The sequence below is a fragment of the Pseudomonadota bacterium genome (genome assembly GCA_011049115.1).
GTDB lineage: Bacteria > Desulfobacterota > Anaeroferrophillalia > Anaeroferrophillales > Tharpellaceae > DSCM01.
Genome location: DSCM01000060.1, coordinates 1 through 25,235, shown reverse-complemented (window position 1 = coordinate 25,235; position 25,235 = coordinate 1). Strand labels below are relative to the sequence as shown.

The 25,235-nt window shown below is 55.2% G+C and carries 18 protein-coding genes and 1 pseudogene; 6 read left to right on the top strand and 13 right to left on the bottom strand.

Annotated elements, in window-relative coordinates:
• Positions 1 to 455 precede the first annotated feature (455 nt).
• Positions 456 to 1,292 (bottom strand): sugar phosphate isomerase/epimerase, encoded by an 837-nt coding sequence (locus ENN66_05105; GenBank protein ID HDS15977.1) that lies wholly within the window; start codon positions 1,290 to 1,292, stop codon positions 456 to 458.
• 167 nt (positions 1,293 to 1,459) lie between these two features.
• Here ENN66_05105 and ENN66_05100 point away from each other — a divergent pair, with 167 nt between their 5' ends.
• A complete protein-coding gene (locus tag ENN66_05100; protein HDS15976.1) occupies positions 1,460 to 2,389 on the top strand; it encodes an AEC family transporter in 930 nt (309 codons plus the stop codon).
• A gap of 497 nt (positions 2,390 to 2,886) precedes the next feature.
• Positions 2,887 to 3,444, top strand: coding sequence for a dTDP-4-dehydrorhamnose 3,5-epimerase (rfbC, locus tag ENN66_05095; GenBank protein ID HDS15975.1), 558 nt, complete (start codon positions 2,887 to 2,889; stop codon positions 3,442 to 3,444).
• 20 nt (positions 3,445 to 3,464) lie between these two features.
• On the opposite strand, the gene ENN66_05090 is transcribed toward rfbC, so the two are convergent.
• Together ENN66_05090 and ENN66_05085 are read right to left on the bottom strand one after the other, a co-directional pair.
• The gene (locus ENN66_05090) at positions 3,465 to 4,844 is read right to left on the bottom strand and encodes an MBL fold metallo-hydrolase (GenBank protein HDS15974.1); all 1,380 of its coding nucleotides are present in this window, start codon (positions 4,842 to 4,844) and stop codon (positions 3,465 to 3,467) included.
• A gap of 16 nt (positions 4,845 to 4,860) precedes the next feature.
• Positions 4,861 to 5,118, bottom strand: coding sequence for a hypothetical protein (locus ENN66_05085; GenBank protein ID HDS15973.1), 258 nt, complete (start codon positions 5,116 to 5,118; stop codon positions 4,861 to 4,863).
• A gap of 278 nt (positions 5,119 to 5,396) precedes the next feature.
• On the opposite strand from ENN66_05085, the gene ENN66_05080 reads away from it, so the two are divergent.
• On the top strand, positions 5,397 to 6,350 hold the full coding sequence (locus tag ENN66_05080; protein ID HDS15972.1) for a hypothetical protein: 954 nt from the start codon (positions 5,397 to 5,399) through the stop codon (positions 6,348 to 6,350).
• Positions 6,351 to 6,533: 183 nt separating this feature from the next.
• On the opposite strand, the gene ENN66_05075 is transcribed toward ENN66_05080, so the two are convergent.
• The 5 genes from ENN66_05075 to ENN66_05055 form a co-directional block, all read right to left on the bottom strand.
• Complete coding sequence (locus ENN66_05075; GenBank protein HDS15971.1) at positions 6,534 to 7,025, bottom strand: amino acid-binding protein; 492 nt, start codon at positions 7,023 to 7,025, stop codon at positions 6,534 to 6,536.
• Positions 7,026 to 7,202: 177 nt separating this feature from the next.
• Positions 7,203 to 7,667 (bottom strand): Hsp20/alpha crystallin family protein, encoded by a 465-nt coding sequence (locus tag ENN66_05070; protein ID HDS15970.1) that lies wholly within the window; start codon positions 7,665 to 7,667, stop codon positions 7,203 to 7,205.
• Positions 7,668 to 7,784: 117 nt separating this feature from the next.
• Complete coding sequence (locus tag ENN66_05065; protein HDS15969.1) at positions 7,785 to 8,981, bottom strand: response regulator; 1,197 nt, start codon at positions 8,979 to 8,981, stop codon at positions 7,785 to 7,787.
• A gap of 36 nt (positions 8,982 to 9,017) precedes the next feature.
• A complete protein-coding gene (locus ENN66_05060; GenBank protein ID HDS15968.1) occupies positions 9,018 to 10,358 on the bottom strand; it encodes a histone deacetylase in 1,341 nt (446 codons plus the stop codon).
• On the bottom strand, positions 10,348 to 12,045 hold the full coding sequence (locus ENN66_05055) for a hydantoinase/oxoprolinase family protein (protein ID HDS15967.1): 1,698 nt from the start codon (positions 12,043 to 12,045) through the stop codon (positions 10,348 to 10,350). The genes ENN66_05060 and ENN66_05055 overlap by 11 nt, the downstream gene beginning before the upstream one ends.
• 202 nt (positions 12,046 to 12,247) lie before the next feature.
• Between ENN66_05055 and mnmA the strand changes: the two genes are divergently transcribed.
• From mnmA to ENN66_05040, 3 genes are all read left to right on the top strand, one after another.
• Positions 12,248 to 13,291: a tRNA 2-thiouridine(34) synthase MnmA gene (mnmA, locus tag ENN66_05050; protein ID HDS15966.1), complete on the top strand. Its 1,044-nt coding sequence runs from the start codon at positions 12,248 to 12,250 to the stop codon at positions 13,289 to 13,291.
• A gap of 39 nt (positions 13,292 to 13,330) precedes the next feature.
• On the top strand, positions 13,331 to 14,665 hold the full coding sequence (gene mtaB / locus ENN66_05045) for a tRNA (N(6)-L-threonylcarbamoyladenosine(37)-C(2))-methylthiotransferase MtaB (protein ID HDS15965.1): 1,335 nt from the start codon (positions 13,331 to 13,333) through the stop codon (positions 14,663 to 14,665).
• Positions 14,666 to 14,794: 129 nt separating this feature from the next.
• Entirely contained in the window at positions 14,795 to 16,498 is a 1,704-nt protein-coding gene (locus tag ENN66_05040; GenBank protein HDS15964.1) for a cation:proton antiporter, read from the top strand.
• Positions 16,499 to 16,599: 101 nt separating this feature from the next.
• On the opposite strand, the pseudogene ENN66_05035 reads toward ENN66_05040, so the two are convergent.
• The 5 genes and pseudogenes from ENN66_05035 to sbcD form a co-directional block, all read right to left on the bottom strand.
• A pseudogene (locus tag ENN66_05035) lies at positions 16,600 to 18,487 on the bottom strand (aldehyde ferredoxin oxidoreductase).
• Between the two features lie 116 nt (positions 18,488 to 18,603).
• Positions 18,604 to 19,755 (bottom strand): bifunctional oligoribonuclease/PAP phosphatase NrnA, encoded by a 1,152-nt coding sequence (locus ENN66_05030; protein HDS15963.1) that lies wholly within the window; start codon positions 19,753 to 19,755, stop codon positions 18,604 to 18,606.
• 62 nt (positions 19,756 to 19,817) lie between these two features.
• Positions 19,818 to 20,333 carry a hypothetical protein gene (locus ENN66_05025; protein HDS15962.1) on the bottom strand — a complete coding sequence of 172 codons (516 nt, stop codon included), beginning with the start codon at positions 20,331 to 20,333 and terminating at the stop codon, positions 19,818 to 19,820.
• Between the two features lie 165 nt (positions 20,334 to 20,498).
• Complete coding sequence (locus ENN66_05020) at positions 20,499 to 23,756, bottom strand: chromosome segregation protein SMC (GenBank protein HDS15961.1); 3,258 nt, start codon at positions 23,754 to 23,756, stop codon at positions 20,499 to 20,501.
• 12 nt (positions 23,757 to 23,768) lie between these two features.
• Positions 23,769 to 25,067 (bottom strand): exonuclease subunit SbcD, encoded by a 1,299-nt coding sequence (gene sbcD, locus ENN66_05015; protein HDS15960.1) that lies wholly within the window; start codon positions 25,065 to 25,067, stop codon positions 23,769 to 23,771.
• Between the last annotated feature and the right edge of the window lie 168 nt (positions 25,068 to 25,235).

Sequence of the window (25,235 nt, the reverse complement as noted above, 5' to 3'; positions counted from 1 at the left end):
TCCTTCTGGTAAAGGTTTGGCCATACTACCAGATACCTGAGGCGTTTTTCAATAAAATAATTTATATAAGTTACGTTGTAGGGTTAATGCAGTTTCTTGAATTTTGCAATCTGGCTGAAATTTTGAAGATTGAGTGATTGCGGCGTGGTCGCGAACCCCTTAAGAAGGCAAAAGGCGCGCAGGGTTTCGTGCCTTTTGCCTTTTATCGTCTTTCTGATGATGGTCGCGCGGTTTAGATGCCTTACAGGTTGTTTTCTTGTTTTTTTTCAACAATTTTTTTCAACAACAAAAACAAGAAAATGTTAAGTGCTTCACGGGTTATCCCCGAAGGGGATGTCCCGATGAAGAAACTTATCCAGCTCTGCTGGGCCCGATAAGCGCACTTATTTGTCACCAACGGAAATACCTTTAGGTACGGGCCGTGAAGGCCCCTTGGGTTGCGGGGCTCTCCCGCATCAGAAAAGTTCAGACCGTAAATATTCATTAACTTCACTCAGGCTTTCAATAATCTGATCCCTGGCCTTGGGAAGTTCAGAAGGGGTCAGTTCCAGGGTCACGGCGCCTTCGTAATTGCGGCCCTTCAGCAGGTACAGAAAACGCGTTAAGGGGAGAATCCCACGTCCGGGGAAAAGATGTTCGCGACCGTGACCGTAATCGCTGAAATGAATGTTCCTGATTCTCCCGCTGACCAGCAGACGTTGAAATTCGCCGAGAAAATTCGGGTTATGAGAACCGATATGGGTGGTATCAAAGGTCATGTAGAGATTGTGTTTTTCAATGAATTCAAGCATGTCGGCGGATTTTTTAAGAATATTGGGATTAAAGCGGATGCGGTTGCCGATATAGGGCATGTTTTCAATGGTGACGATAACCTGACTGCCGCTGAGCAGGCTTTGAAAATCTTCGGTGTTATAAAACCAGCGGTAAAAGGTGAATTCCGGAGGAAACCACAACGGAGGGTGAAAGTTGACTAGTGGAATGCCGAAGGCATGAGCCAGCTCAATGCATTTGATCAGGGAGGTGCCGCCGTGTCCCCAGCCATAAATCTGGAAAAAGGGGGCGTGAATCGACAAGATCGGGCAAATCCGAAGAAGTTTTTCAATCGTTTGAGAGGGATTGTTCCTTTCAAAATGGTCGTTGATGATCAGCTCGACTCCGTCATAACCACTTTCCGCGGCAATGGCGAAAACTTCTTGCAGCGGCAGGGTAAAGAGAGTGCCCGCCGAGAGGACTACGGCCCGGTGGGGAACCTTGATTCGGGGCGGAGAGTGAATCGGTGTGGACGAAAGCATTGAATATTTTAAAGTCCGGCTGACTTGAATTGATTTTCAGTTGAAGACCGACCTGGACACTCTAACAAGAGATGCGGGAAATTAAAACTAAAAATTTCATTTCCAAAAAAAAATGTAACGGTTCCGGCATTTTTTAGTTTTGCCGGGGCGCAGGTGATTTGCGGAAGATGATTAAGATCGCGGAAACGATTATTCCGATTTTCATGCTGATCATGCTTGGCGGCGGAGCCCGACGTTTTGGTTTTCTGCGGCCGGAATTCATGGCGGCCGCGAATCGGCTGGTTTTTTATCTGGCGATTCCGGCGCTGGTCTTTCGGGCCTTGAGTCGGGCCTCTCTGCGATCTGAATTTGATCCCTGGTCGGTAGTCATGATGGGGGTTGCGGTTTTTATCGTCGGCGGGTTGGGGTTGCTGTCGATCAGTCTTACGGGCAAAGCGGCCGGGCCTCGGCAGGGAACCTTTACGCAGACGACCATTCATGGGAATCTGGGCTATATCGGCCTGGCCGTGGCCTATTATTATCTTGATGAGTGTGGCTTTGCCCGGGCCGGCATGATGCTGGGCTTTCTGATGATTTTGCAGAATCTGCTCGGGGTCGTTCTGCTCCAGTATTTCTGCTCGGTTCAGGGCGGAGCGCGTCGCCTTCGGCAAATGCTGATCTCCGTGATTCTGAACCCGGTTATCCTGGCCGCTCTGGCCGGAATGCTGTTTAATCTCAGTGCCTTGCCGCTGCCCTCGGTGATGGATCGCTTTTTGTTGATTTTAAGTGGTTTAGCCTTGCCGATGGGGCTATTGTTAATCGGGGCTTCAATCTCTGTCGCTTTACTCAGACGCTGGTTGCCCTTGGCGGGGCTTTCGGCTTTTTACAAATTGCTGCTTTTGCCGGCCACCGGGCTGCTGCTTTTTCGTCTTGCCGGGGTAAGTGAACAAAACTATGAGCCGGGCCTGATTCTGCTGGCCGCTCCGACGGCCACCCTGACCTATGTTATGGCCCGGGAAATGGGCGGCCAGGTTGATCTGACCATCGCTTCAATTTCCCTCTCAACCATGCTTTCTGCTTTCACTTACACTCTCTGGCTGGGTTGGCTGGCGGGTTGAAGGGGGGCGTGGCTCGAAAGGTCATTATTCTTTTTGGCGCGGGCGCAGGCTCTGGTGGTAAGCCGCTGATTGTTCATTTCTTTTACTGATTATCTGCTGCAGTCGCGCCATGGTTTTCTGCGGGCGGGCCTTATCCACCTGTTCGTCCTCGTTGCGGATATCGTCTTCAACGATATCCAGGGCCAGAGCAAAAGGGTTCTGAAGGTTTTGCTCCGCAGGGTTTTGTCGGCTGAGCTGTTTGATGAATTGTCCGGTTTCGCGTTCCAGGGCTTGGGATTTTTCAAGCAGCCGTTTTTTTTGCGAACGCTCCTTGAACGGGGAATTGCAGTTTGGTCAAGTTTTTTCCCGGTAAAGTTTTTAAGGTTGAAGGGAAAATGGTTCAGGTGGTAAGTCTTCGAGTTGACCTGCCGATTGATTTGCAATAAAAGACCGCAGGTAAAAAGATTAAAAGTCCTGGTTGATGAAAGCCGGGCGAAGACTGATAAGGAGTTCCTTTTATGGAGTTTGTCGCCGGTGCGATTGCGGGAGTGGTTTTAGTCAGACCTGACATCCATTGTGATCAACGGGGTTTTTTTATGGAAACCTTCAATCAGGAAAAGTATCACGGCAAGGTTGAGCCCTGCCGTTTTGTGCAGGACAATATGTCTTCCTCCCTGCAAGGGACCGTCAGAGGTTTGCATTACCAGCTGAAAAAGCCGCAGGGTAAACTGGTTTTTGCCCTGCGAGGGGAAATCTTTGATGTCGCGGTTGATATTCGATATGGTTCTCCGACTTTCGGGCTTTGGGTCGGCTATCATCTTTCCGAAAACAACCGCTGGCAACTTTTTGTGCCGCCGGGACTAGCTCACGGTTTCATGGTTCTCAGTGACAAGGCCGAAGTCTATTACAAATGCACCAACGTTTACTCACCTGGCGACGAGTATGGGCTGCTCTGGAATGATCCTGACATCGGCATCGACTGGCCTTTGGCGGAGGTGATTATTTCCGAGAAGGACCGGCTTCAGCCGACCCTGGCCGGAATCGATCAACGCGTCTTGCCGCTCTGGTCGGAGTAGACCTGAGCGGCAAGACGTTTTCAGACGGTGGCGTAACCCGCGGTTTTCCAGGTGCTCATGCCGCCGATCACGCTGTAGACATTGCTGAAACCTCGTTGTTTGAGGATTGAGGCGGCAATATTGGAACGGTAGCCGGACATGCAGATCACGCTGATATGCTGTTCCGCTTGCTGTCTCAAGCCCTGGGAGATGAGCTCGGTCAAAGGAAGATGCTCGGCCTTTTCGATATGACCGGTTTGCCATTCTTCGTGGTTGCGGACATCTATGACCAGGTGATCAGGATATTTTTCGAGAACTTTATGCAGGGAATGAACGGTGATCTGAGGTAGAAAGCCGGTTTCTTCAGCCGCCATGATCCAGCTGTTGAGGCCGACCATGAAGCCTTTGATGTTGTCGTAGCCGACCCGCCGGAACATGGTCAGGGCCTCGTCGATGTGTTGTCGGTGGTCGGCAAGCAGCAGGAGCTCATTTTCGGGATTGATCACATTGCCGATCCAGGTGGCCGAATTTGGTGCCAGGCCGATATTCAGGCTGGTCGGAATATGAACTCCGCCAAAGGCGGTGGCTTCGCGAAGGTCGACAATTCGATGTTCGGGGTCGGCGTCGAGAAATCTTTTACAGGTCACGGGTTTGTATGCATTGACGGCAGGCAGATCCTGAATAAGTTTCGCTCCCTGCATGTTGGTGTTGATGATATGGGTGAAATTGATGGGGCGATGGGGCGTGTTGCTGCTGAGCAGCTTTCTGAACGCTTCGAAATCAAGTTTCAGAAAAGGATTGGTGCGGCGTTCGTAGCCCAGGGTTGATGATGGTTTGGCGCTGATTCCGGCTCCGCAAAGTGAACCCGCGCCATGAGCCGGATAGATTTCCACATAGTCGGGAAATTCGGCCAGTTTATGATAAAGACTATGGTAGGCGTTTCTGATCTGTTCTTCGAGATGTTCCCCGCCGGCCAGATCGGGACGCCCGATGCTGCCGACAAAGAGCAGGTCTCCGGTTAACAGCATTTCCACCAGGTTGCTGCGGGCCAGATCGGAAATCGCCAGAGAGATTGAGTTCGGGGTATGCCCCGGGGTTGCCATGATTCTGATATGGGCGTTACCGATTGTGATCTCATCCCCGTCGTACAGGGGCAGATGGCTGTAACCTACCGGCGATCCGGCTTCGATGTGAATCGGAGCTCCGGTTTGGTAACTCAGTTCCGCCGCCCCTGAAATGTGATCCGCGTGGATATGGGTTTCAATGATGCTGGTGATCCTCATCTTGTTGCTTTGCGCGGTTTTCAGGTAGTCATCTATGTCGCGTTTGGGATCGACCACCAGGGCCCGGCCATCCTGGGGACAGCCGATCATATACGACAGACAGCCGAGACCTTCGACCTTGAACTGTTGGAAAAACATATAATACCTCCAGAGGTTATTTAAACAATTTCAGACATTCAACTTCCTGGATGAATTGTGACACCTTGTATTTATCAGGTTTTGCGCTTTGAGTGCCGCCCGGCGATACCGCAAGTGCGTCACTGTCGGCGGGATGGGGAAGCTGCCATCCCGGATCGATTTTTACAGGATCGCCAATATATATACTATGTTGAAAATATTTTCCAGCTGGGTTTTTTACTGATGATCGTGAAGGTTGTTTTCGGTTTGAAAAAAGAGGGAAAATGAACTCCATGAGAGTCCTTGTTTGCGACCAGCGGGAGTGCCGTCAGGTATATGGGCCGTAAGGCGTCGTCTGGGTTGCTGGGCTCGCTGTTGCATCAGTATCTTACTGGTTAGGTTCTTGTTTTTTTTTAACATTTTTTTCAACCACAAAAACAAGAAAATGTTCTGATCAGAGTACTTATTTGCGGGCCGTGAAAAATCATTTAAGTTGCGGGATTATGCCCACATTAGGCACGGGCTGCAAGACCCCTTTGGGCTGCGGGCTCGTTCCCGCATCAGGAGGTTTGTATGGAATTGGTTCAAGGACATGAAGGGTGTTGTGCCTGTCGTAAAGGTTTTTGCCTTACTTCACTTCAGGAAACTGATGCCGGAGTTGAGGGTGAAATGGTTTTTTCCAGCCGGCACGAGGGTTGGCAGGGGATTCCCCACGGGGGACTGGCGATGATGGCCCTGCTGGATCTGGCTGATCATTGCCGGATTCTCAAACAGGGAGAAAACCTGACTTATCCTTTGATCACGGAGTGGCGTTTTGCCGACAGCGTTCAGATTGGCGACGAAATGCAACTGCGCGCCCGGATGGAGCGAGACGGTCGAATTGCTCTTTCCATGTTTCATCCGGGTCGTGATAAAATTTATTTATCGGCGGAGCTACGTCCTCTCGAGGAGCCTGGCCTGGTCGATTTCGCCTTGTTGTCTCCGGCGCGGATGATGAGTCCGGGCCTGCAAAAGCAGGCGCTGGGGATTTACGATAATTGTTTTGTTTGTGGTCATAAGCGCCGCAGCCCAGGTCTTGAACGGCGGTTTTTCCGGGTTGAGGATGACGCCGGTGAAGCCGTTATCGTTCGTTTCGGAGGGGCGCGTGACTTATCCCTGGCCTCTTTTTTCCAACAGTACCCCGGCGTTCTCCACCCCGGGGTACTGGCGGCGTTACTGGATGAAGTCTGTGGCTGGAGCGGGGTGCTGGCGGGTGATCTCTATGGTTATACCGTGCGCTTTCAACTGATTTTGAACCGTTTGCCGCAACTTGACGAAGAATTTTTCGGAATGACGTCGTTGCCAGCGGTTAAAGGTTCAGGCGCGCGAAAATTTTATTTTCCGCAAGGGGCGCTCTACCTTGGCGGTGCAGGGGGTGAGCTCGAGATCATTGCGGTTGCCCAGGGGCAATGGTTGGCCCGGGAAGAACTGCGCCGCCAGTTCGAAGCGAGCCATTTCAAAGAGGACTTGCGGGCGGTTTTCTTTTGAGCGGAAATTTCGGTTTATCGCGTCCCGCGATAAACCTTGCTGCTTGTTTGTCATCAGGCAGCTGTCAAAAAATCAAGTCGGCTGATTTTTGAGTATCCGGTTTGTTCGCCGCCGGCGTGCCAAATACCCAAAAATCATGCTGACCGTCATGTTCTTAAGTCCGCATGCGGTTGTTCCCGAGGTTTACGCGTCGGCTCGTTTGAAAACCCGGGCCGCCAGATCGATATCTTCGGGGTGGAAGACAAAGAGGGTTTTCCCGTCGGCCGCGGAGACCGAACCATAAACATAACTGATATTGATGCCGGCGTCGCCGATCTTTTTGGCGGTGGCGGCTAGCGTTCCGGGCTGATTATCAAGCTCGATCGCCATTACCGGGGTGATTTCATAAAAATAGTCGGCCTGGGTCAGCAGATCCAGGGTTTTGTCGGTGTCGCTGGTGAGCAGGCGAACCAGGGCAAACTGTTCCGAATCTTTCTGGATTATGCCGTAACTGGCGGCGGTGGCATGCCGTTTCAGGGCTTTGCCGCGGGCTTTAAAAAGCTCTTCGACATAACTGGTGGCATCCTGAATGGTGATCGCATCAATATTGATTTGGTTTTCCGAGAGGAGCAGGGTAAGCTTGGCGAGCTCCCCGGGAAGGTTTTTCAGAAAAAGGTTGATTTCGGTACGAACCATGATTTTCTCCTTGAACAGCTATCATGACTGAGGTTTTAATTTATAAAAACAAGTTATTATGTTTGGGCCCCGGATGTCAAGAATTTAGTCCGCCCGCTCTAAAAACAAAGGCCATCGTCTTTCAGTTGAAAAACGATGGCCTGACGAACGGGTTTCAGCGGGCCGCCGCCTGAATCTTTATTTTATCTCGATCTGAACCTTTTTCGGTTGACTCTCCTCTTTTTTGGGCAGGACTACCTTGAGCACCCCCTTGTTGTAGCTGGCGGCAATATTCTCCCGGTCGACCGAAGTGGGCAGTTCAAAGGTTCTCTGGAATGAACCGTAATAGCGTTCGACGCGGTGATAGCTTTCCTTCTTCTCTTCCTTTTCAAGCTTTCTTTCGCCCTTGATGGAAAGCATGTTGTCATTGAGGTCGATCTGGATATCCTTTTCATCAACTTCCGGCAGTTCGGCTTTGATGGTGATCGCCTGATCATCCTCGAAAATATCGACCAGCGGTTTCCAGCTGGTGGTGGTCAGGGATTTATCATCCTTGAAACCCATGGTGTCTTCGAAAAGACTATTGATGCGGTCCTGAATGGTGACAAGATCCTGGAAAGGAGCCCAGCCGCGCTGATAAGGTGTCCATTTTACAATAGCCATGATTTTTCTCCTTTAAAATCTTGAGGTTGGTCGCTCCACGGCCCTGATGGTTCTGGAGCGAGTTGCCTAGGTAAACAAAAGAATAATCACAGCGTTATTGTTTGTCAAGAGTTCCGGCTAAATTTTAAATTCCAGCGCGAGCAAGGAAAAATCATCCCCACAACCCTGGCCGCTGGTCCAGAAATTAATCTCTTCGGACAGTTTTTCCAGACTTTCGGGCAGGGAAATATTTCTTGATTCCTCAAGGGTTTCAATCAGTCGTCCAACCCCAAACTGGTCTCGCTGCTGGTTCAGGGCTTCGATGATGCCGTCCGAATAAAGATAAAGGCGATCTCCTTTTTGCAATTTTAAAGTCTGTTCATGGTAGATCTTGCCGGCTCCGACCAAAAAACCGATAGGCAGACTGCGGACCTGAAGCGGCCGTCCCGGTCCGGCAGCAGGGAGATGGATCATCGGAGGATGACCGGCCGAAACAAAAACCAGCTCTCCGCTTCTAACGTTGAGCTGGCCGTACTGAAGCGTAAAATATTGTTCGTTGGTGCTGTCCAGGGGGAAACGTTGATTGAGTCGCTCGGCCACCTCTTCGGGGCGGACCAGCCGGTAACCGGGAGCCCCGGCGGGCTTCTCTTTCAGCAGGTCCGACTGTTCCGGGTTGGGATTAATGATGCGTGACAGATTGACCGAAAGCAGGGCGGCCGCCACGCCGTGGCCGCTGACATCGAGCAGGTAGAGGCCGATATGATCTTCGTCCAGGCGAAAAAGGTTAAGGGTGTCACCGGCGAGCTCGTCACAGGGAACATATTTCCAGGCGAAGTCAAATTTTTCGCATTCCGGCATCTGGGTCGGGAGCAGGGACTGTTGAATCTTCGCCGCCGCCTGCAAATCGCGGCGCATGCGCTGATTGATCTTTTCCAACTGCAGATTCCGCTGGGCCAGATCCTTTTCAAGGTCGGTTATTCGGCAACCGACTTTGATGCGGGCCAGCAGCTCGTCCTTATCAAAAGGCTTGGCCATGAAATCATCGGCTCCGGAATCCATGCCCGCCAGAATATCCTCTTTTTCGCTGCGGGCCGTCAGCAGAATCGTGTAGACATAGCCGGGTCTTGCAATCGAACGGATTCGGCGAATCAATTCAAGCCCGTCCAGCCCCGGCATCATCCAGTCGCTGATAACCATGGGGAAATGCTCGCGCTGAAAGATTTCCCAGGCCTGAAGACCATCTGCGGCCGTGGTTACGGAAAAACCCCATTTGTTCAGGCGATTTTCCAGCAGCTTGCGGGAAACCTTTTCATCCTCGGCAATCAGAATTTTCATAGCGACTCAGTGGCATTATTGAAATCAGTGATATCATCAAAAAAAGTAACGCCCCATGGGGGTTAACGCAAACTCGTTGACACTGATATAGTCCTTTTCCAGGCGGTTGATAAATTTGATCACGCTGCCCCGGAAGGATTTTCGGGCTTCGTCCAGAAGCCGGTAACCTTCGTCGCGACAGCGCTTGCAGGCCTCAAGCGGAATTTCAATGCCCACGCAGGAGCCGTGGCGCCGGGTTTTGGAAATCAGGTGCCTGACCCCGGAGCAACGGGTGCAGACCATGAGCTGTTCAACCTGAAGATCACTGATGCCGTCAGTGTCGTAATAAATGTTTTTAGAACGGATGTCGTACTGGTTGACCTTGACCTGAAGCGGTGGCGGTTGAAGATAATTTTTCCAGGTCAAGGCGCAGATCTTTTCAATGTTTTCGCTGATCTGAGGGCTCTGGCATAAGCGGTCGAAATCATAGTCAGGCTCCCGGACCTGGCTGTAATCAAGGCCGGCCATGGCCAGCACGATCCCGAGGTTGACATAGGGCAGGGCTCCCTGAATCGAGTAGCCGCCCTCCAGAACGGCGATATCGGGGTTCAGGCGGTCGTTGAGCCGCGCGTAACCCTGGGCCGAAAAATTCATATTGGTGATGGGATCGGTATAATGGTTGTCCTGGCCGGCTGAGTTAATGATCAGCTCCGGTTTGAAATCATCCAGTACCGGTTTGATCAGGTTGTTGATAACGTAGAGAAAACCCTCGTCGGAGGTATTGGGCGGCAGCGGAATGTTAAGCGTGCGGCCGCGGGCCGTGGGGCCACCCAGCTCATCGCTGAAACCGGTTCCGGGAAAGATCGTGCGGCCGTCCTGATGCATTGAAATAAAGAGCACGTTCGGATCGTGCCAATAGATGTCCTGAGTGCCATCGCCATGATGACAGTCGGTATCGATGATGGCGATTCGGCGTACGCCGTAATGTTCCCGGATAAACTCCACCAGCACGGCCTCGTTGTTGATGTTGCAAAAGCCTCGATTGCCGTGGACGACCTTCATGGCGTGATGTCCGGGCGGGCGGACCAGGGCAAAAGCCCGGTCAACCTTTTTCTCCATCACCAGGCGCGCCGCCCGAATGGCACCGCCGGCGGCGACCAGATGGGATTCGGTGGTGACTTCGGCCGGTCCGGGAAAACAGAAATGGGTTCTTTCCAGATCGGCATAGGTCGCGATTTCAGGTTTGAATTCGGTTATTCCGGGAAGGTCGAAAATGCCCTCCTCGCGAAGCTGATCCTGAGTGTAGAGCAGGCGTTCCTCCCTTTCCGGATGGGTCGGGCTGATGGCCCAGTCATAGGCCGGAAAGAAAATAACCCCGAGCTGTCGCTTAATCGGCATGGTTTCTGACCTCCTTGAGCCAGGTGTTGTCCAGGCCCGGCCTGATCTGGCAGCTGACGCGAATTGATCTGCTGCTGCCGGCGGTATAGTCGTCGATCATGTTGAAGGTTTCGGCCTCGGTGACCGAAACCTCCTGCTCCTCGAGTTCCGGGTGACCATTTTGTTTGAGATAAAGGCTCAATCTGGCGACCCCGTCACGACGAGCCTCGGTCAGGGTGTAGCTGGAGCCGACGGCTTCCCTGAGGCCGAGATTGGGAATCAACATTTCCTTTTTGGAGGTGTCGGCAAAGAGATTGATCTCCATCGTGGGCCGGGTCAGGGCCGCGCCGATGGCGTTGGCAACCGCGTAGTTTTCCGGGACCCAGGTCGGCAGGGCGAAGGTCTCACCCAGAAGTGGCGCCAGAATGGCGGCCGGCCCTCCCATGATGTGCAGTTGTTTCGGTTGGATGGTTTTCCCGTGCAGAACTTCGGCCACGGTATAGACTGGTTTCTGATTGATTTCAGCCAGAAGCCGTTCGGTGGCCCGATAAATTTTGTCCAGGGCGAAGCGGATTGCCCGGGTTGCGACCTCTGCGCCGGAAATGGCCAGTGCTGCCGCCAGACGGTTGATGCCGGCGATTGATTTTTCCGGACGGCCGAGTCGGCACAAATTTTTAAAATTGCAGGCATCGATCAGGGTGGCTTGCGGTCCGTCAAAAGCCAGAGCCGGACCCCGTCGCCAAGGGCCGACGCTGATGGCGCCGTCGCTGGTCGTCGTGATGGCTGAATCGCCGCCGATGCCGATTGGCCTGCTCGTTATCGCCCGGACCAGGGTGGCCCGCCCGCCGAAGGTCACACCGTCTTTTTCAAGCAGCGGAGCGCCGTCGGCAAAGATGGCGATATCCGTGGTCGTGCCGCCGATATCTAGAATGATCGCATCCTCCGTAATCGGGTTCAGGGCGATAATGCCCATGACACTGGCGGCGGGTCCGGAGAGAATGGTCTGGACCGGGTTGCGCCGGGAATTGGCAAAGTCGATCGTGCCGCCATCGGCTTTGAGGATGTTAAGCGGGGCGTCCAGATTGAAATTGCTGAGGCCGGCGGCCATGGCATCGGCAAAGCTGTTGTAGCCGCGCCAGACCGCCGAGTTATAATAGGCGGTTGCCAGGCGACGGGGGAAATTGAGATTGCCGGAGATGCGGTGTCCGATGGTTGTGAAGTCCGACTGTCCGGCAAGCCGGCCGGCAAGTTCCAGTTCCATGTCGGGGTTGCGCGTGGAGAACTTGGCGGCCACCGCGTAAACCCGAAGATCTTGCTGCCGGCAGTCGGCCAGCGCGGCAGCGGTGGCGTTTTTATGCAGAGCCTCGCGCTGAGCTCCGCGGTGGTCGATCGAGCCGGGTAAAAGGTAAAAGTGGTCTCCGAGATCGCGGTTGAAAAAAGGTTCGGCTAGGCCCGGTCCGGAAACCGCAAGGACACCGACTCGCTCAAGTTTGTCTTCGACGATGGCATTGGTGGTCAGGGTGGTGCTGAGATTGATCCGGCGGATTGAGGAAGCCTGTACTGGTTGCAGAATCCGCTTTAAGACCCTGTGCAGCGAGGCTATCAGGTCGTTATGATCGGTTTTGATTTTGGCCGTGGCCACGACCCCCCCGCGGCCGATGATTACCGCGTCCGTATGGGTGCCGCCGACATCTATTCCCAGTAACATGATTTTACTCCGGCTGATGGGTGGATTGCTGACCTGGGGGCATAGCACAGATTAAAGGATGTCGTCCAGTTTTAATGTCGCGGTATTGCCGTGATTGTGGTATAAGAAAAAGACTTCATCCGGCCTGAAAGCGGGATTCTTGCAGGGGCTGACTGGTTGAAGTTTTCTGGGGCTGACGAAAGTTCGGAAAAGGGGGACGTGTTTGTCTGGCGGCGGCAAAAAAATAGTTCTCGGTTTCAGTGGTGGGGTCGACAGTATGGTGGCGGCCCTGCAGCTGCGGCTCCGGGGCTTCAGGGTGATCCCGGTAGCGCTTGATCTGGGTGGGGCCGATGCCCCCTGGTTGCTTGATCGGGCAGCGCGGGCCGCCGCGCTTCTCGGCCTTGAATTGATGATCGAGCCGGGGGCCGAGGTTTTTTCCCGGGAGGTGGTTCAGCCTCTTCTTGCCGCCTACAGCCAGGCGCGCACGCCAAACCCCTGTCTTTGTTGTAACGCCCGGGTCAAGTTTGTCCTGCTGGGCCGGGTGGCCGAGCGTCTGCGGGCCGACGGGCTGGCCACGGGTCACTATCTGCGGCGGCGGGCAACCCCGGATGAAACGGAAATCTCCTGGCATCAGGCCCGGGATCAGGGCAAGGATCAGAGTTATTTTCTTCAGGCGGTGCCGACTGCCTGGCTGCGGCGTTGCCTTTTTCCGCTTGGAGAGTTATTCAAAAGCGAGGTTCTGAGTTTGGCCCGGGAGGTCGGTTATGAGTTGAGCGGTTACCGGGAAAGCCAGGAACTCTGTTTTCTGCAAGGCGAGAAATATCAGGATTTTTTGTTGCGGCAAGGCCTGGTCGGGGTTCCCGGGGAAATTACGAGCCTCGAGGGTTCCTTTCTGGGCCGGCACCGGGGCCTGCAGAATTATACAATCGGGCAACGCCGGGGGTTGGGGGTGGCTTATTCTGAGCCGCTTTATGTCTGCGCGCTTGATGGGACGCGGAATCGTCTGCTGGTGGGAACCCGGGAACAGGTCCTGCGCCAAAGTTTTCAGGTGACCTCGGTTAACTGGCTGGTTCCGTCTCCGGCCGCGCCCCTGAAGCTGGAATGTCAGATCCGTTACCGGCATCGTCCGGCCCCCGCCACCCTGACTCCGCTCTCGGAGGACCGGGTGCGGATTGATTTCGTGACGCCGCAGTTTGCCGTGACCCCGGGTCAGGGCGCCGCTTTTTACCTGGGGGATCGGCTTCTCGGAGGCGGTACGATCGAATGAACAGCGGTTTTCCAGGTTGTGACCGGAGATGATTTGGGGATGAGCGCAATGCCGCAGTCGGAAAAGCCCCGGGTTCTGATTAAAACCCTGGGCTGTAAAGTGAATCATTATGAAAGTCTGGCCCTGGCCGAGGAGTTTCGGCGTCAGGGTTGGCAGGTGGAAGAACAAGGTCCTTTTGCTGCCGTGGTCGTCAACGGCTGTGCGGTTACGGCCGAGGCCGGACGTCAGAGTCTGCAATGCTTGCGCCGGGTCCGGAAACTGTATCCGGAGGCCTGTCTGGTTTTGACCGGTTGCGCCGCCATGGCGGAAAGCGAAAAGGCCTTGCAGGTGGAAAATCTGGGGGCGCTGGTCGGCAATCCGGGCAAGGTCAGCCTGGTTTCCTGGCTGACCACCCCTCGGGTTTCTTCCGGTGTCCCGGCGGTTTTCGGCCTGAGCGGGGAACTTGGTATCGAGAGTTTGAGAAATCTTGAGGTTACGGGTCGGACCCGGGCCGAGGTCAAGATTCAGGATGGCTGCAACGCCTTTTGCCGCTATTGCATCATTCCTTATCTGCGTGGACGTTGTCGCAGTCTGCCGCCGGCGGCCGTGCTGGCCGAATGCCGCCGGTTGGCCGAGGCCGGGTTTCAGGAAATCGTGCTGACCGGTATTCACATCGGCCGCTATGGCGACGATCTTGCGGAACCGATTACCCTGACTTCGCTGCTTGATTTTCTGGTGCAGGCCTTGCCGGAACCGCGTCTGCGTCTGGGTTCCCTGCAGCCGCATGAAATCACTCCGCGTCTTATAGAACTGCTTCTCGATCCGCAGACGCCGCTCTGCGAACACCTGCATCTTTCCCTGCAAGCGGTAAGTGACCGGGTTCTGGGAGCCATGGGCCGACCTTATCGGCTGACGGCGATCACGGAGCTTTTCTCCCGGCTGCAGGTGGGGGGGGCTCGTCTGGCGATCGGCACGGACCTGATCGTCGGTTTTCCGGCCGAGACGGCGGCGGCCTTTCAGGAAACCCTCGCTTTTATCGAAAACTCAGACCTTGCCTACCTGCATGTATTTCCTTACTCGGCGCGACCGGAGACGGTGGCTGGGGCTTGGCCGGACCGGGTTCCGGCGGCTGAGAAAAAGGCCCGGGCGGCGGTGCTCGGCGCGCTGGGCCGGGCAAAGCGGAATCATTTCGCCGAGACCAATCTGGGCTGCGAACTCGAGGTTCTGCTTGAAAGTCGGATCGAACATGCGGCTTATGGTCCGGCCTGGTTCGGCCACAGTCGTAATTATCTGCCGGTGCTGGTTCGGGAAAGCGCTCAGACAGCGGGTTATCAGGAGTCTCGTCGGGTCAAGGTGACGGCAAATTTCTGGGATGGCCATTATCTGTCGGTTTGAGGACCGCCTTCGCCCAGGTTACCCGGTCGGTCTTTTCTTGGTGGGTGAAAACTACTGCGGGGCTTGCTCCCGCAGTAGCCTGTTTTATCTTTAAATCGAAGTTTCTTGCTGAAAAAATGGGTTTTGTCGATGGAAAATCTGAGTCATCTCAATCTTACGGTCATGTTCCTGGCGCTCGGAATCTTGCTGGGTATGGCCAGAATTTTGGGAGAACTGGCCCAGCGGCTGCATCAGCCCGCGATTCTTGGCGAACTGCTGGCCGGGGTTTTGCTCGGGCCGACGGTGTTGGGAAATCTCGCCCCCGAATGCATGGGCTATCTCTTTCCGGGAAGCGGCCCAAACGCGATTGCCCTGGAGGCCATCACCTCTCTGGCGATCGCCCTTTTCCTGCTGGTCGCGGGCCTGGAAGTTGACCTGTCCACGATCTGGAGACAGGGGCGCCTGGGGATTTCCATCGGCATCGGCAGTATTGTGGTTCCCTTCAGCGTCGGTTTTGCCGGAGCCTGGTTTTTCCCTCAAATTATGGGCGGCTATCCGGCTTCAGAACTGCTGACTTTCGCTCTGTTCTTCGCCACGGCTCTGTCGATCTCGGCCCTGCCGGTGATAGCCAAGACCCTGATGGATATGGGCTTGTACCGCAGTGACCTGGGGATGGTCGTGGTCAGCGCCGCCGTTTTCAACGATATTTTCGGCTGGATTGTTTTTGCCGTGATTCTGGGCATGATGGATTCGGTCGGCGGACACGGCCATCATATCGGGATCACCATTTCGTTGACCCTGCTTTTCGCCGCAGCCATGCTGACCCTCGGGCGTCGTCTGGTGCACTGGCTTCTGCCTTTTCTGCAAGCCTACACGCAATGGCCGGGTGGGGTTTTAAGCTTTGCCCTGACCCTGGCTCTGCTCGGCGCCGCCTTTACCGAAGGGATCGGCATTCACGCGATTTTCGGAGCCTTTCTCGTCGGGGTCGCAATCGGCGATTCCTCTCATCTGCGCGAGCGCACCCGGGTTACGATCGACTATTTCGTGTCCTTTATCTTCGCGCCCTTGTTTTTTGCCAGTATCGGCCTGAAGGTTAATTTCCTGGCCCATTTTGATCCGCGGCTGGTGCTGACCATTCTCGTCATCGCTTGCGCCTGCAAACTCGGCGGCGGCTATGCCGGCGCCCGCCGGGGCGGTATGATGGTCCGGGAATCATGGGCTGTGGCCTTCGCCATGAATTCACAGGGCGCCATGGGGATTATTCTGGGGTTGCTGGCTTTGCGGGCGGGACTGATCGATGATCGCCTGTTCGTGGCCCTGGTGGTCATGGCCATGCTCACTTCGATGATCAGCGGTACCGGCATGCGCCTGATTCTGTGTCCGAAAACCAGTCGGCGATTGCAGAACGTCCTGGCGGCGAAAAATTTCATCCGCGAACTTAAAGGCGATTTCAGGTGCCAGACGATTACGGAACTGGCGACCCTGGCGGCGGAGAATCTCGGCCGTGATGCCGAGGCCATGACCGCTGCAGTCTGGGAACGCGAACAAACCCTGAGCACCGGAATCGGCAATGGCGTGGCCTTGCCTCATGCTCGCATCGCAGGCTTGCGGGAGCCCCTGGTCGTGGCTGGGATTTCCGATTCAGGTATCGATTTCGACGCTCCCGACGGCAACCCAGCCCATATCATTTTCCTGCTGCTCACTCCGGATGACGACCCGGTGGTCCATCTTGAACTGAGCGCGGATATCGCCCGGCTGGCCCGGCGGGAAAACCTGGCCGAACAGCTTCTGCGGACGAAGACTTATACCGATTTTCTGGCCCTGATCAAAAATTTTTCGACTGCCGTCGACTGACGGCTTTGGCGAAGCTCAGTTAACCGCGCTGGAGGCGTCCGCGCGAACAGCCCTTGGGGACATCTGCTTGTCGAAATTGCTGTTTCCTAGTGGTTAACCCTTCACACCGGAAACTCGCGCAGCATTTCATGAATGCCTTTGTGCATCTCGTACCAGAACTCATAGGCGGCGGCGTGTTTATCCCGGTTGAAAAAGTCCAGCCAGTATTCGAGCTCCGGATGCCTGACGTAGTTGTCTTCCTGTTTGTTTTTCAGAAAGGTGAAGATGATGTCGAGATTGCGTTCCGATTCCCAGAAGACCGAGGCGTTACGGCTGGTGATCCGGCTTGCAGTCAGGCTCAGAGAACGAAGAAAAGCGTCTTTTTGGGAGAAAAGTTTTTCCATGATTTCTGGAATCATGGTTTCCGCCCAAGCTCGGTGAAAACGGCAGATCCCGAGATTGTCGAGCATCAGCTCCTTGATCATACGCCGGGCATTTTCCCGCCCGAGTCCGCGCGGGGGAAGAAAATCGCGGCCGTAGCACATATAGTATTTGCCCGTGATCGCCATCGGAGCCAGCACGCCTGGGGTCCAGTATTGGTTGGGTACCATCCAGCCCTGGCGGGCGAAGGCATTACAGACAAAACGATCCCGTATTGCCGTGCCTTTTACTCGGGCGAGATTACGGACAAATTTTCTGACCCCGAAACTCAAGTTGATTTTTCCGTCGCGGCGGGTCATCTGCTCCAGCAGGGCCAGGCCCAGTTCGGCGTTGTGGCGGGAATCTTCAACCACCGCGAAATCAGTCGGATTCCAGCGCGGTAAGCGGTTCACTCCGAGTTCCGCCGGGCTCAGTAGTCCCTCGTCGAGGCAGTCCATGAGGAAGGCGAGGGTGCCGCCGGCGGAGATGGCATCGAAACCGAGCTGGTCGACCCGGTGGTTTAGCTGTTCGGCGGCGCGCTGATCGAAGATGCCGCACAGAGGACCCATGGCCTGGTAGGGTTCGTAGTCTTTTTTGTAGGGGCCATTTAATTTTTTACAGATCGCCGCGCAGGGTTCACCACAAGTGCTCTGCTGTTTGCCCTGAATGGTTTCTTCATTAAACTGTTTGAGATAATGATTGAGAATCAAGCGTTCGTGCAGCTCTCGACGCGTTTTCTGGCTCCAGTAAATGCTGCGGTAGTTAAAGGCCAGAAGTTCGTCATCCATGGCGGCGTAGTTAATGCCGAAGGTTCCCCCGGTCTTGAATTTCGGATCGTAACGGTATTTGGTGGTGACCTCTAAGTCTTTGGCCGCCATGCGTTGATTGAATTTTTCCTGAAACCATTCATCGGCCACGGAACGGTCGCGAAAATCCTCATCGATATGGGTGCCGCCGTAGATGATCCCGATGAGGCCGTGCTCCTGCAGCAGTTTACTGCCAAAACCGCCCCGGCCGGCCCAGGTATCGGCAGAGCTTACCCGGCCTTTTTTCAAAGGTGCGGAAGCGATGGCTCCGAAGTCGCTACAGTGAGCTGCGGGACCGACGGCCAGCACGCGCGGGTCGTTGGTGTATCTTGAAGAAAACAGCTCAACGGCCCGATCCATCACGGCATAGACCCCTTGGCGGCCGCTTTCCCAGATTCGTTCGGGCATGACCTCGACCAGTTCGACTTCGATCTCCTCGCCGTGATTGCGGTTCAGGTATAATAGTGAGGGTCGCGCCGCTTTGCAGATAAGGCTGAGCAGGTTGATGCCCAGATTGTCGAAAACCATGGCCGCCCCCCATGGACGAGATATAGAAACCATGCCAACAAGGGGAAATGCCGGCAAAGATCAACCGGTTGGTGCCGGGAAAAACCGAACCTGCCAGCAGTCCGGCGCCGATGGTCAGGGCATTATGCTTGAAAGCCAGATGAATTCCGAGATCCACCGGTCCGAAAAAATCGCCGACCGCAAAACGTTGCCAACGGTAAAAGCCGCTGGCCGCATCGAGAATCAGAACTTTGAGCGTGGCTTTGCTGGCTGGCATTAAAATGTCTCTCGTTTAGGTTAAAACTCCATCATCACGCCGTTTTTCGTCGAGCCTTTGTGCTCCCGAAAGCCCGGACGCCGGATAAATCAAGGGCGCTCTGGCGGGGCCAAGCCTCATTCTTCCTCTGCCACTTTATTAGTTTTGGCCCCGATCTTCAGAAAAATTTTCTGTAGGATCTGTTTGTCGAAAAGATCCCATTTGCGCTCACGATAGTCGGAACCTTCGCCACCGGAAAGAAAGCCGATGGGAATGTGAAAACCTCCGGCCGACATTTTCCCGCCGCCGAAATACTGCCCCCTGGCATCCTTGCCGAAGGCCTCTTTGATGAACTGGTCGGGATCGACGGTGATGCGCTTGGTGCGCATCGATCCGACTACCGCTTCTTCCCAGTTTTCCCCGCTGACGATGCCGTAGACAATGGCCGTGTGAACATTTTCTTCGGTGAGCAGAAAATCGGCCGCCTGGGGAATGGCGTCACGGTCATCGGCCCGCAGGTAACCGACCCCGGACAGGGAAAAACTCTCGACGACCTTACGGCTGCCGAGGGCCTTATGAATAACCTTCATGGTTTGTTTGGAGCGGGATTGATTCATGATCTGCGCGAGCATATCCGCATCCCGGAAACGCGAGAGAAATTCGGCGGCCTGAAAATCTTCTTCGCCGGCATGAACAAAACCGTTGGTATCGGTGATGATGCCGTGGGTCAGTGCGGTAGCCATCATGATATGGCTCTTGTCGGTGGTTTTCATTTCTATAATACCATTTTTTAGGTATTGGGCGTAAATTGAAGCGGTAGCTCCCATTTTCGGGCGGATATCCCTGAACACCGGTTCTACGCCATCCTGGGGCTCATGGTGATCAATGACCATCAGGGCCGGAATCTTGTTTTCCTTCAGGGCCATGGGCAGGGGGCCGGCGGTGGTGCCCTGGTTGTCGAGAAACACCGCGCCATTGAATGGACTCAGATCCAGGGAATTGTCATATTGAACCAGTTCGATCCCCAGCAGCTTGACCAGGGCGATATTCTGCTGATGACTGACGCGCCCGCAATACAGCAGGATGGTCTGAATATCAAAGGCGCGGCAAATGGTCTGGTGGGCAAAGCCGGAAGCGATGGCGTCCGGGTCCGGAAACTCCTGCAGAACGATGACGTGTTTTTCTCCGCGATGAGATTCGAGCTCGGCGGCCAGATCCGGCGGCTTGATCGTCGCCAGCGGGGGTTGTTTCAGTGGTCTTTCGGTTTCTTGATCCTGATGTTCGTCCATGCGACCTCTAAGATAGCCATACAGTTATAAATTAGTTGGCGCTGAAAACCCGGGGAGAAGGGTTATTGGAAATAGGCTTCCAGCACATATTGAGAGACCATGCGATGCGTGTTGAAAAACGAGCCGTTCAGGGCGATGTTATAAGCCATCATGGCCATCCACTGGGGGCGGTTTTGATAAAAACAGGGAATGATCTGCTGCTCGAGTTTATTATACAGATCCTCGGCGTCGACCAGATCAACGGTCCTGGTTGCCATTTGTTCCTGAATATGACGGGGGCCGATCGACCATCCGGTCACCTTGTCCCGCAGCAAGGTCAGATAATCGGCCGGCCGCCAGTTTACCGGAATCTCGATCTGATTGCCCTCCGGATCGGTTTCCTGATGGAAATAGCCTTTGGTGTAGAGCAGGGTGACGCCCACGGCCGGCACCGTCAGATCGGCGAATGACTTGAGGGTGTCGCCGGCCAGAATGCCGAGGCCGCCCGAGTAGGTCGGAATTTCCGGCCGCAAGCCCACCTCCATGGAAAAATAGGCGACTTTGCGTTCCTGAGGCTTGAATTTCACGTAAGGGTTCATGGGGTCACGCTACCTGATTGTTGCGATAAATGTCTTGGCGGCTGAAGTTTCAAGTTCTATCAGTCTAGCCGCAGACGGCAAAAAAGTCATCATTTTTATTTTGTAACGATTACGCGCCGCTGATTTCAGCTTGGTATGAGACGTGAAAACCGGGAATCGCTCCGGCTACGTCGCGGCGGGTCTTTTGCCGCAGCCCGGCCCGGAAATGCGGCTCCGGCCGCCGGTTTGCGGTATGACCTGAATCTGGGCGCCGATCCGCTCCTTCAGGGCCGGGACGTGTGAAATAACGCCGATCAGCTTGCCGTCCTGCTGCAGGCCCGCTAGGGTTTCCAACGCGGTGTCGAGGGCTTCCTCGTCCAGGGTACCGAAGCCTTCATCCAGGAAGAGCGAATCCACCCGGACGTTCTTGCTGGCCATCTGGGACAAACCCAGTGCCAGGGACAGGCTGACGATAAAGCTCTCGCCGCCGGAAAGATTCTTCGTGGAGCGAATCTCTCCCGCCTGGTAGTTGTCGACCACGTTTAGTTCCAGCGGCAAAGTCTCATCACGGAGCAGCAGGTAGCGGTCGCTCATCTTGCGCAGTTGCCGATTGGCGTGACCGATCATGATTTCGAAGGTCAGCCCCTGGATAAAATTGCGGTATTTCCTGCCGTCGGCGGAGCCGATCAATTCGTGCAGGTTTTCCCACCTGCGGCACTCTTTTTTCTGGGCCTCGATAGCTGCCTGCTTTTCCTTGATCCGCTCCTTTGCAGCGGCATTTTCACTCAGCTTGTGTTTGAGACCGGCAATGATGTCCCGCAGCTCTTTCAGGGCTTCCTCGTGTTCCTTGAGTTGGGGCTCAAGCTCTTCCCGCGACTTGTCGGTGATCTTGCGGGCCATTTCCGTGGCCAGGCGCGTTTCCCGATCCTTCTGCCTGGCTTTTAGATCTGTTTGACGCTCATCCAGTTTTTTGGCCATGGCCGCCAGCTCAGTCTTTTGTTCAGAGGGCAGGATGGCCGCCAAAAACTGTTCTTCATTTGCAAAGCCCACGGGTGCAAGCCTGGCGGAAAATTCAGTTTCCAACCGCATTAGTCCAGGCTCCCGCCCCGCGATGCGTTTTTTCAGAGATTCGACCTGGGCCTTCGCGGTATTCCATTTTTGCTGAAGCCCATTATGTCGTTCTCGGGCCTGCTTTTCGGCGGCTTCGGTGCTTGATACCGCCTGGTTCAAACGGCGCTCCTCAGCGTCGGGATGCTTGTCGCCGTACAGGGCTTTACGCTCATCCCTTGCGGTGGCGAGCTCCATTTTCAGGGTCTTAAGGCGTTCCTGCTTTTCGGTCAGGGCGGTGTTTTGGGTTTCGATCACCGCGGAAAGCCGCTTCACCTCGCTGTCGATAGCGGCAATCTGTTTCTCAATGTCCGCCTTCTTCTTGACCTGGGTCTGCCACGCTTTCTGCCGCGACTTAAGGGTTTCGAGCAGTGATGCAATATTCGTCTCGGGAATTTCCGTAATGCCAAGCGGCAGAAGTCTGGCGGCAACGGCCTGCCGGCGTGCGGTAAAATCAGCCCGCAGTTTCACCACGCCGTCCTTTACCTCGGCCAGAGCTTTCTCGGCCGCCTTCCTGTCATTCGCCACGGCTGCCTCCAGCTTTTCAGCCTCCGTCAGGTTTTTTCGGGCCAGGCTTTCAGCTTCTTCTAGTTTCCTGATGGCGGCTTCCTGCTCCTCGGCTTTACTGATCAGCCTAGTCAGGGCGTCGATCTTCCTTTCGGTTTCATCGAGAACAGGGACATTCCCTTGCGCAAACGGGTGCTCGGTTGCGCCGCAGAGTGGACAGGGCTTGCCGTCTTCCAGCTTTGCCCGGTGCTCTTCAAGCTCCGCGATTCTCGCAAGGTATGCCATCTCCCGCAGCCGGGTTTCCTTCTCGCTGCGGTATTCCCGTAAACAGCGGTCTCCCAGCAGCAGGCTTAAAGCCTCCTTGTCCTGCTGAAGCTGTTTCGAGGTCTTCTCCAGCTCCTGCTTCCGCAGGCCGGATTGTTTCTGACGCTTATCGAGTGATTTTGTCGCCTGATCCAGAGCCGTCGTGGCCGTTTCCTGAGCAGTCTCTTTTTGCCCGATTTCTTTTTGTGCAGAGAGCAGGCCGCCGAGCTGCTCTTCCACCCCCGCCAGACCGCCGATCAGCCATTCGTCGCGGGCCTGCTCCTTGAGGTAGCCGTCCACAAGCTCCAGCGCCGCATGGGTCTTGGAGCTTTTGTCCTGCACCTTGAACCGGGCATTTTGGTCGGCATCAATCTTGGCCGCATCCTTTTTACAGACCTCATCAGCTTCCGAAAGCACTTTTTTCTGAGCGGCCAGTTTCTGATCCAGGGAGCGCACCTTCTGCAAGGTCGGCGCGGCCGCTTGCAGCTCTGCTTTGGCCCGAGCGGTTTGTTGCTCTGCCGCTTGCAGGGCCTCGGCCTGTGCCTTGGCGGAGGATTCCAAACCAGGAAGAGTATCGATCTCGGCTTTCAAGGCGGCTCTGTCATCCGCCTGCTGTTTGCGGGTGGCGGCGAGGGTCGCGTAGGCGCCGGAAAGTTCGGCGGCACTTAAAGCCCGGCCCAGCTTTTCACGATCCGGTTTGAACGCCTCGATATCGCTTTGCAACCTATTTGCTTCATCGGCCAGGTTGACGAGTTCCTGCTTCAGCCCATCGATGGTGGTGAGCCAGGCCATGGCCTTTCCGGTATCGGCGGCTTTGGCGGCAAGATCCGTCTCTTCCTTCTGTTTTGCCGCAAGGGCCTGCCGGGTTTCTTGCTCCTGTTCCGGCTCAAGAATCACGATGCCGGCCGTTTCCGCCTGAAGCAGGTTCAGCTTTTCCCTCTCTTCCCGCCGGCGCTCATGGACACGGATGGATATTCGGCTGTAGATCTCGGTGCCCGTGATCTGTTCCAGGATCGGAGCCCGCTCATCCGGGACCGCCTGCAGGAACGCGGCGAAACCGCCCTGGGCCAGCAACATGGAGCGAGTAAAGCGGTCAAAGTCCATGCCGGTCGCCGACTCGATCTGGTCGGCGACCCCTTTGATCTTGGATTCGAAGATCTCGCCGGAATCGGCATCGGCGATTTCGTGTTTCGGGGCCTGGAGTTCGCCCTCCGGCTTCTTGCGGGCCCGGTGTTGGCTCCAGTGACAGCGGTAACGCCCAGACTGGGTTGCGAAGGTCACCTCGGCAAAGCATTCGCCGGTCTGGCGGGACATGATTTCGTTGCCGCTCTTGGTGACCTTGTTCAGGCGCGGCGTGCGCCCGTAAAGGGCGAGGCAAATGGCATCGAGGATGGTGGTTTTTCCCGCGCCGGTGGGACCGGTGATGGCGAAGATGCCGTCGGAGGTAAAAGCCGGGTGCGTCAGGTCGATCTCCCAACTGCCTTCCAGAGAGTTCAGATTTCTGAAACGTATCTGTAATATTTTCAAGGGGCAGCCTTTCTATTCCGCCTGCACGTCGTCTTCAAAGAGAGACGAGACCGTTTCCTGGTAGGCCAGCAGCAGTTCCGGCCGCTGCTCTTCCGGCACCTCATGAACGGCGAGGCAGCGTTCGAAGACGTCGTTGACGTTCAGATCGTCGAGGGTTTCCTCGGCATGGATTGGGCTTAGGCAGCGGTCGATGATGCGGTTGTTCTTGATCCGCAGGATTTCCATTCGGGCGCCGGAAATCGCGGCTTCCAGGCGCTCACGCAGGTCGCCGATGACCGCAATGCCGTCGTAAATGACTTCGAGCCAGGCCCCTGAACGGTTGGGGTCGTCCGCTGCCGACAATTCGAGGATGCGGCCCCGGATGTTGTCCCAGTCTCCCTTGACGCGTTCGAGCTTCTGAAACACCGGGACAGGGATAAGTTCGATTTTTGCTGAAGGATTTTTGCTCGCGCCGGGGACCGCGCCGGTTTCGTTAATTTGTCGATCATCGATCGCCAAGCCAAAAGCAACCATCACCACACTTTTCCGCTGTTTTGCCTCGCCGAATCCCATGGGCAGCGGAGAACCGCTGTACCGTATGGTTTCGGAGCCGTTCACCTTTTGCGGGACGTGAAGGTGCCCCAGCGCCAGGTAATCAAAACTCGCAGGGAAAATCCCGGCCGTCACGTGAGCCAGGGAGCCGACATAGAGTTCGCGCACGCCGTCGCCGTCGACGGTTTGTCCGCCGGCGGTGAACAGATGTCCCATGGCGACGATGGGAATTTCAGCCCCAAGTTCCTTATGCTTCTGTTCGGCCAGGGCGGCGACGGCGGTGTAATGAGTGCGGATGCCGTCAATCAGTTTGTGCTCCTTGTCCTCAACGCTCTCACCGGCTTCCGCCACGCGGAGATCCCGGTCGCGGAGATAGGGCACGGCGCAGACAATCAATTCCGGCGCGTCCTGCTTATTGCGGAGCACCAGCACTTCGTCTTCCGGGTCTTCGGACGCACTTCCAACCACGTGGACATCAAGGACCTTAAGCAGTTCCCTGGGGGCATTGAGAAAGGACGGTGAATCGTGGTTGCCCGCGACGACGACGATATGCCGACAGGATGAGGCGGCCACCCGACACAGGAAACGGTAATAGAGCTCCTGGGCGCGATGGCTCGGCGCGCTGGTGTCAAAGACATCACCCGCCACCAGCAGCGCATCGATTGCATTTTCCTGAATCGTTTCCGCCAGCCAGGTCAGAAAGGCCTCGAATTCCTCGTAGCGTTTTCTGCCGTAAAGGGTGCGGCCGATGTGCCAGTCGGAGGTGTGAAGGATTTTCATAAGTGTTAGTCTCGTTTTCGCGCGGCCGCGCGTCTTTGAGCTTTAAAAGGTGTTGCAAAGATTGGATAAAATATCAATAATAACATTTACTTAATGCAGGAAAACCTCTATAATGGGCATCAATAATCACCACAAAACATCAGCCCAAAATAGAGGTTTTCCATGTTC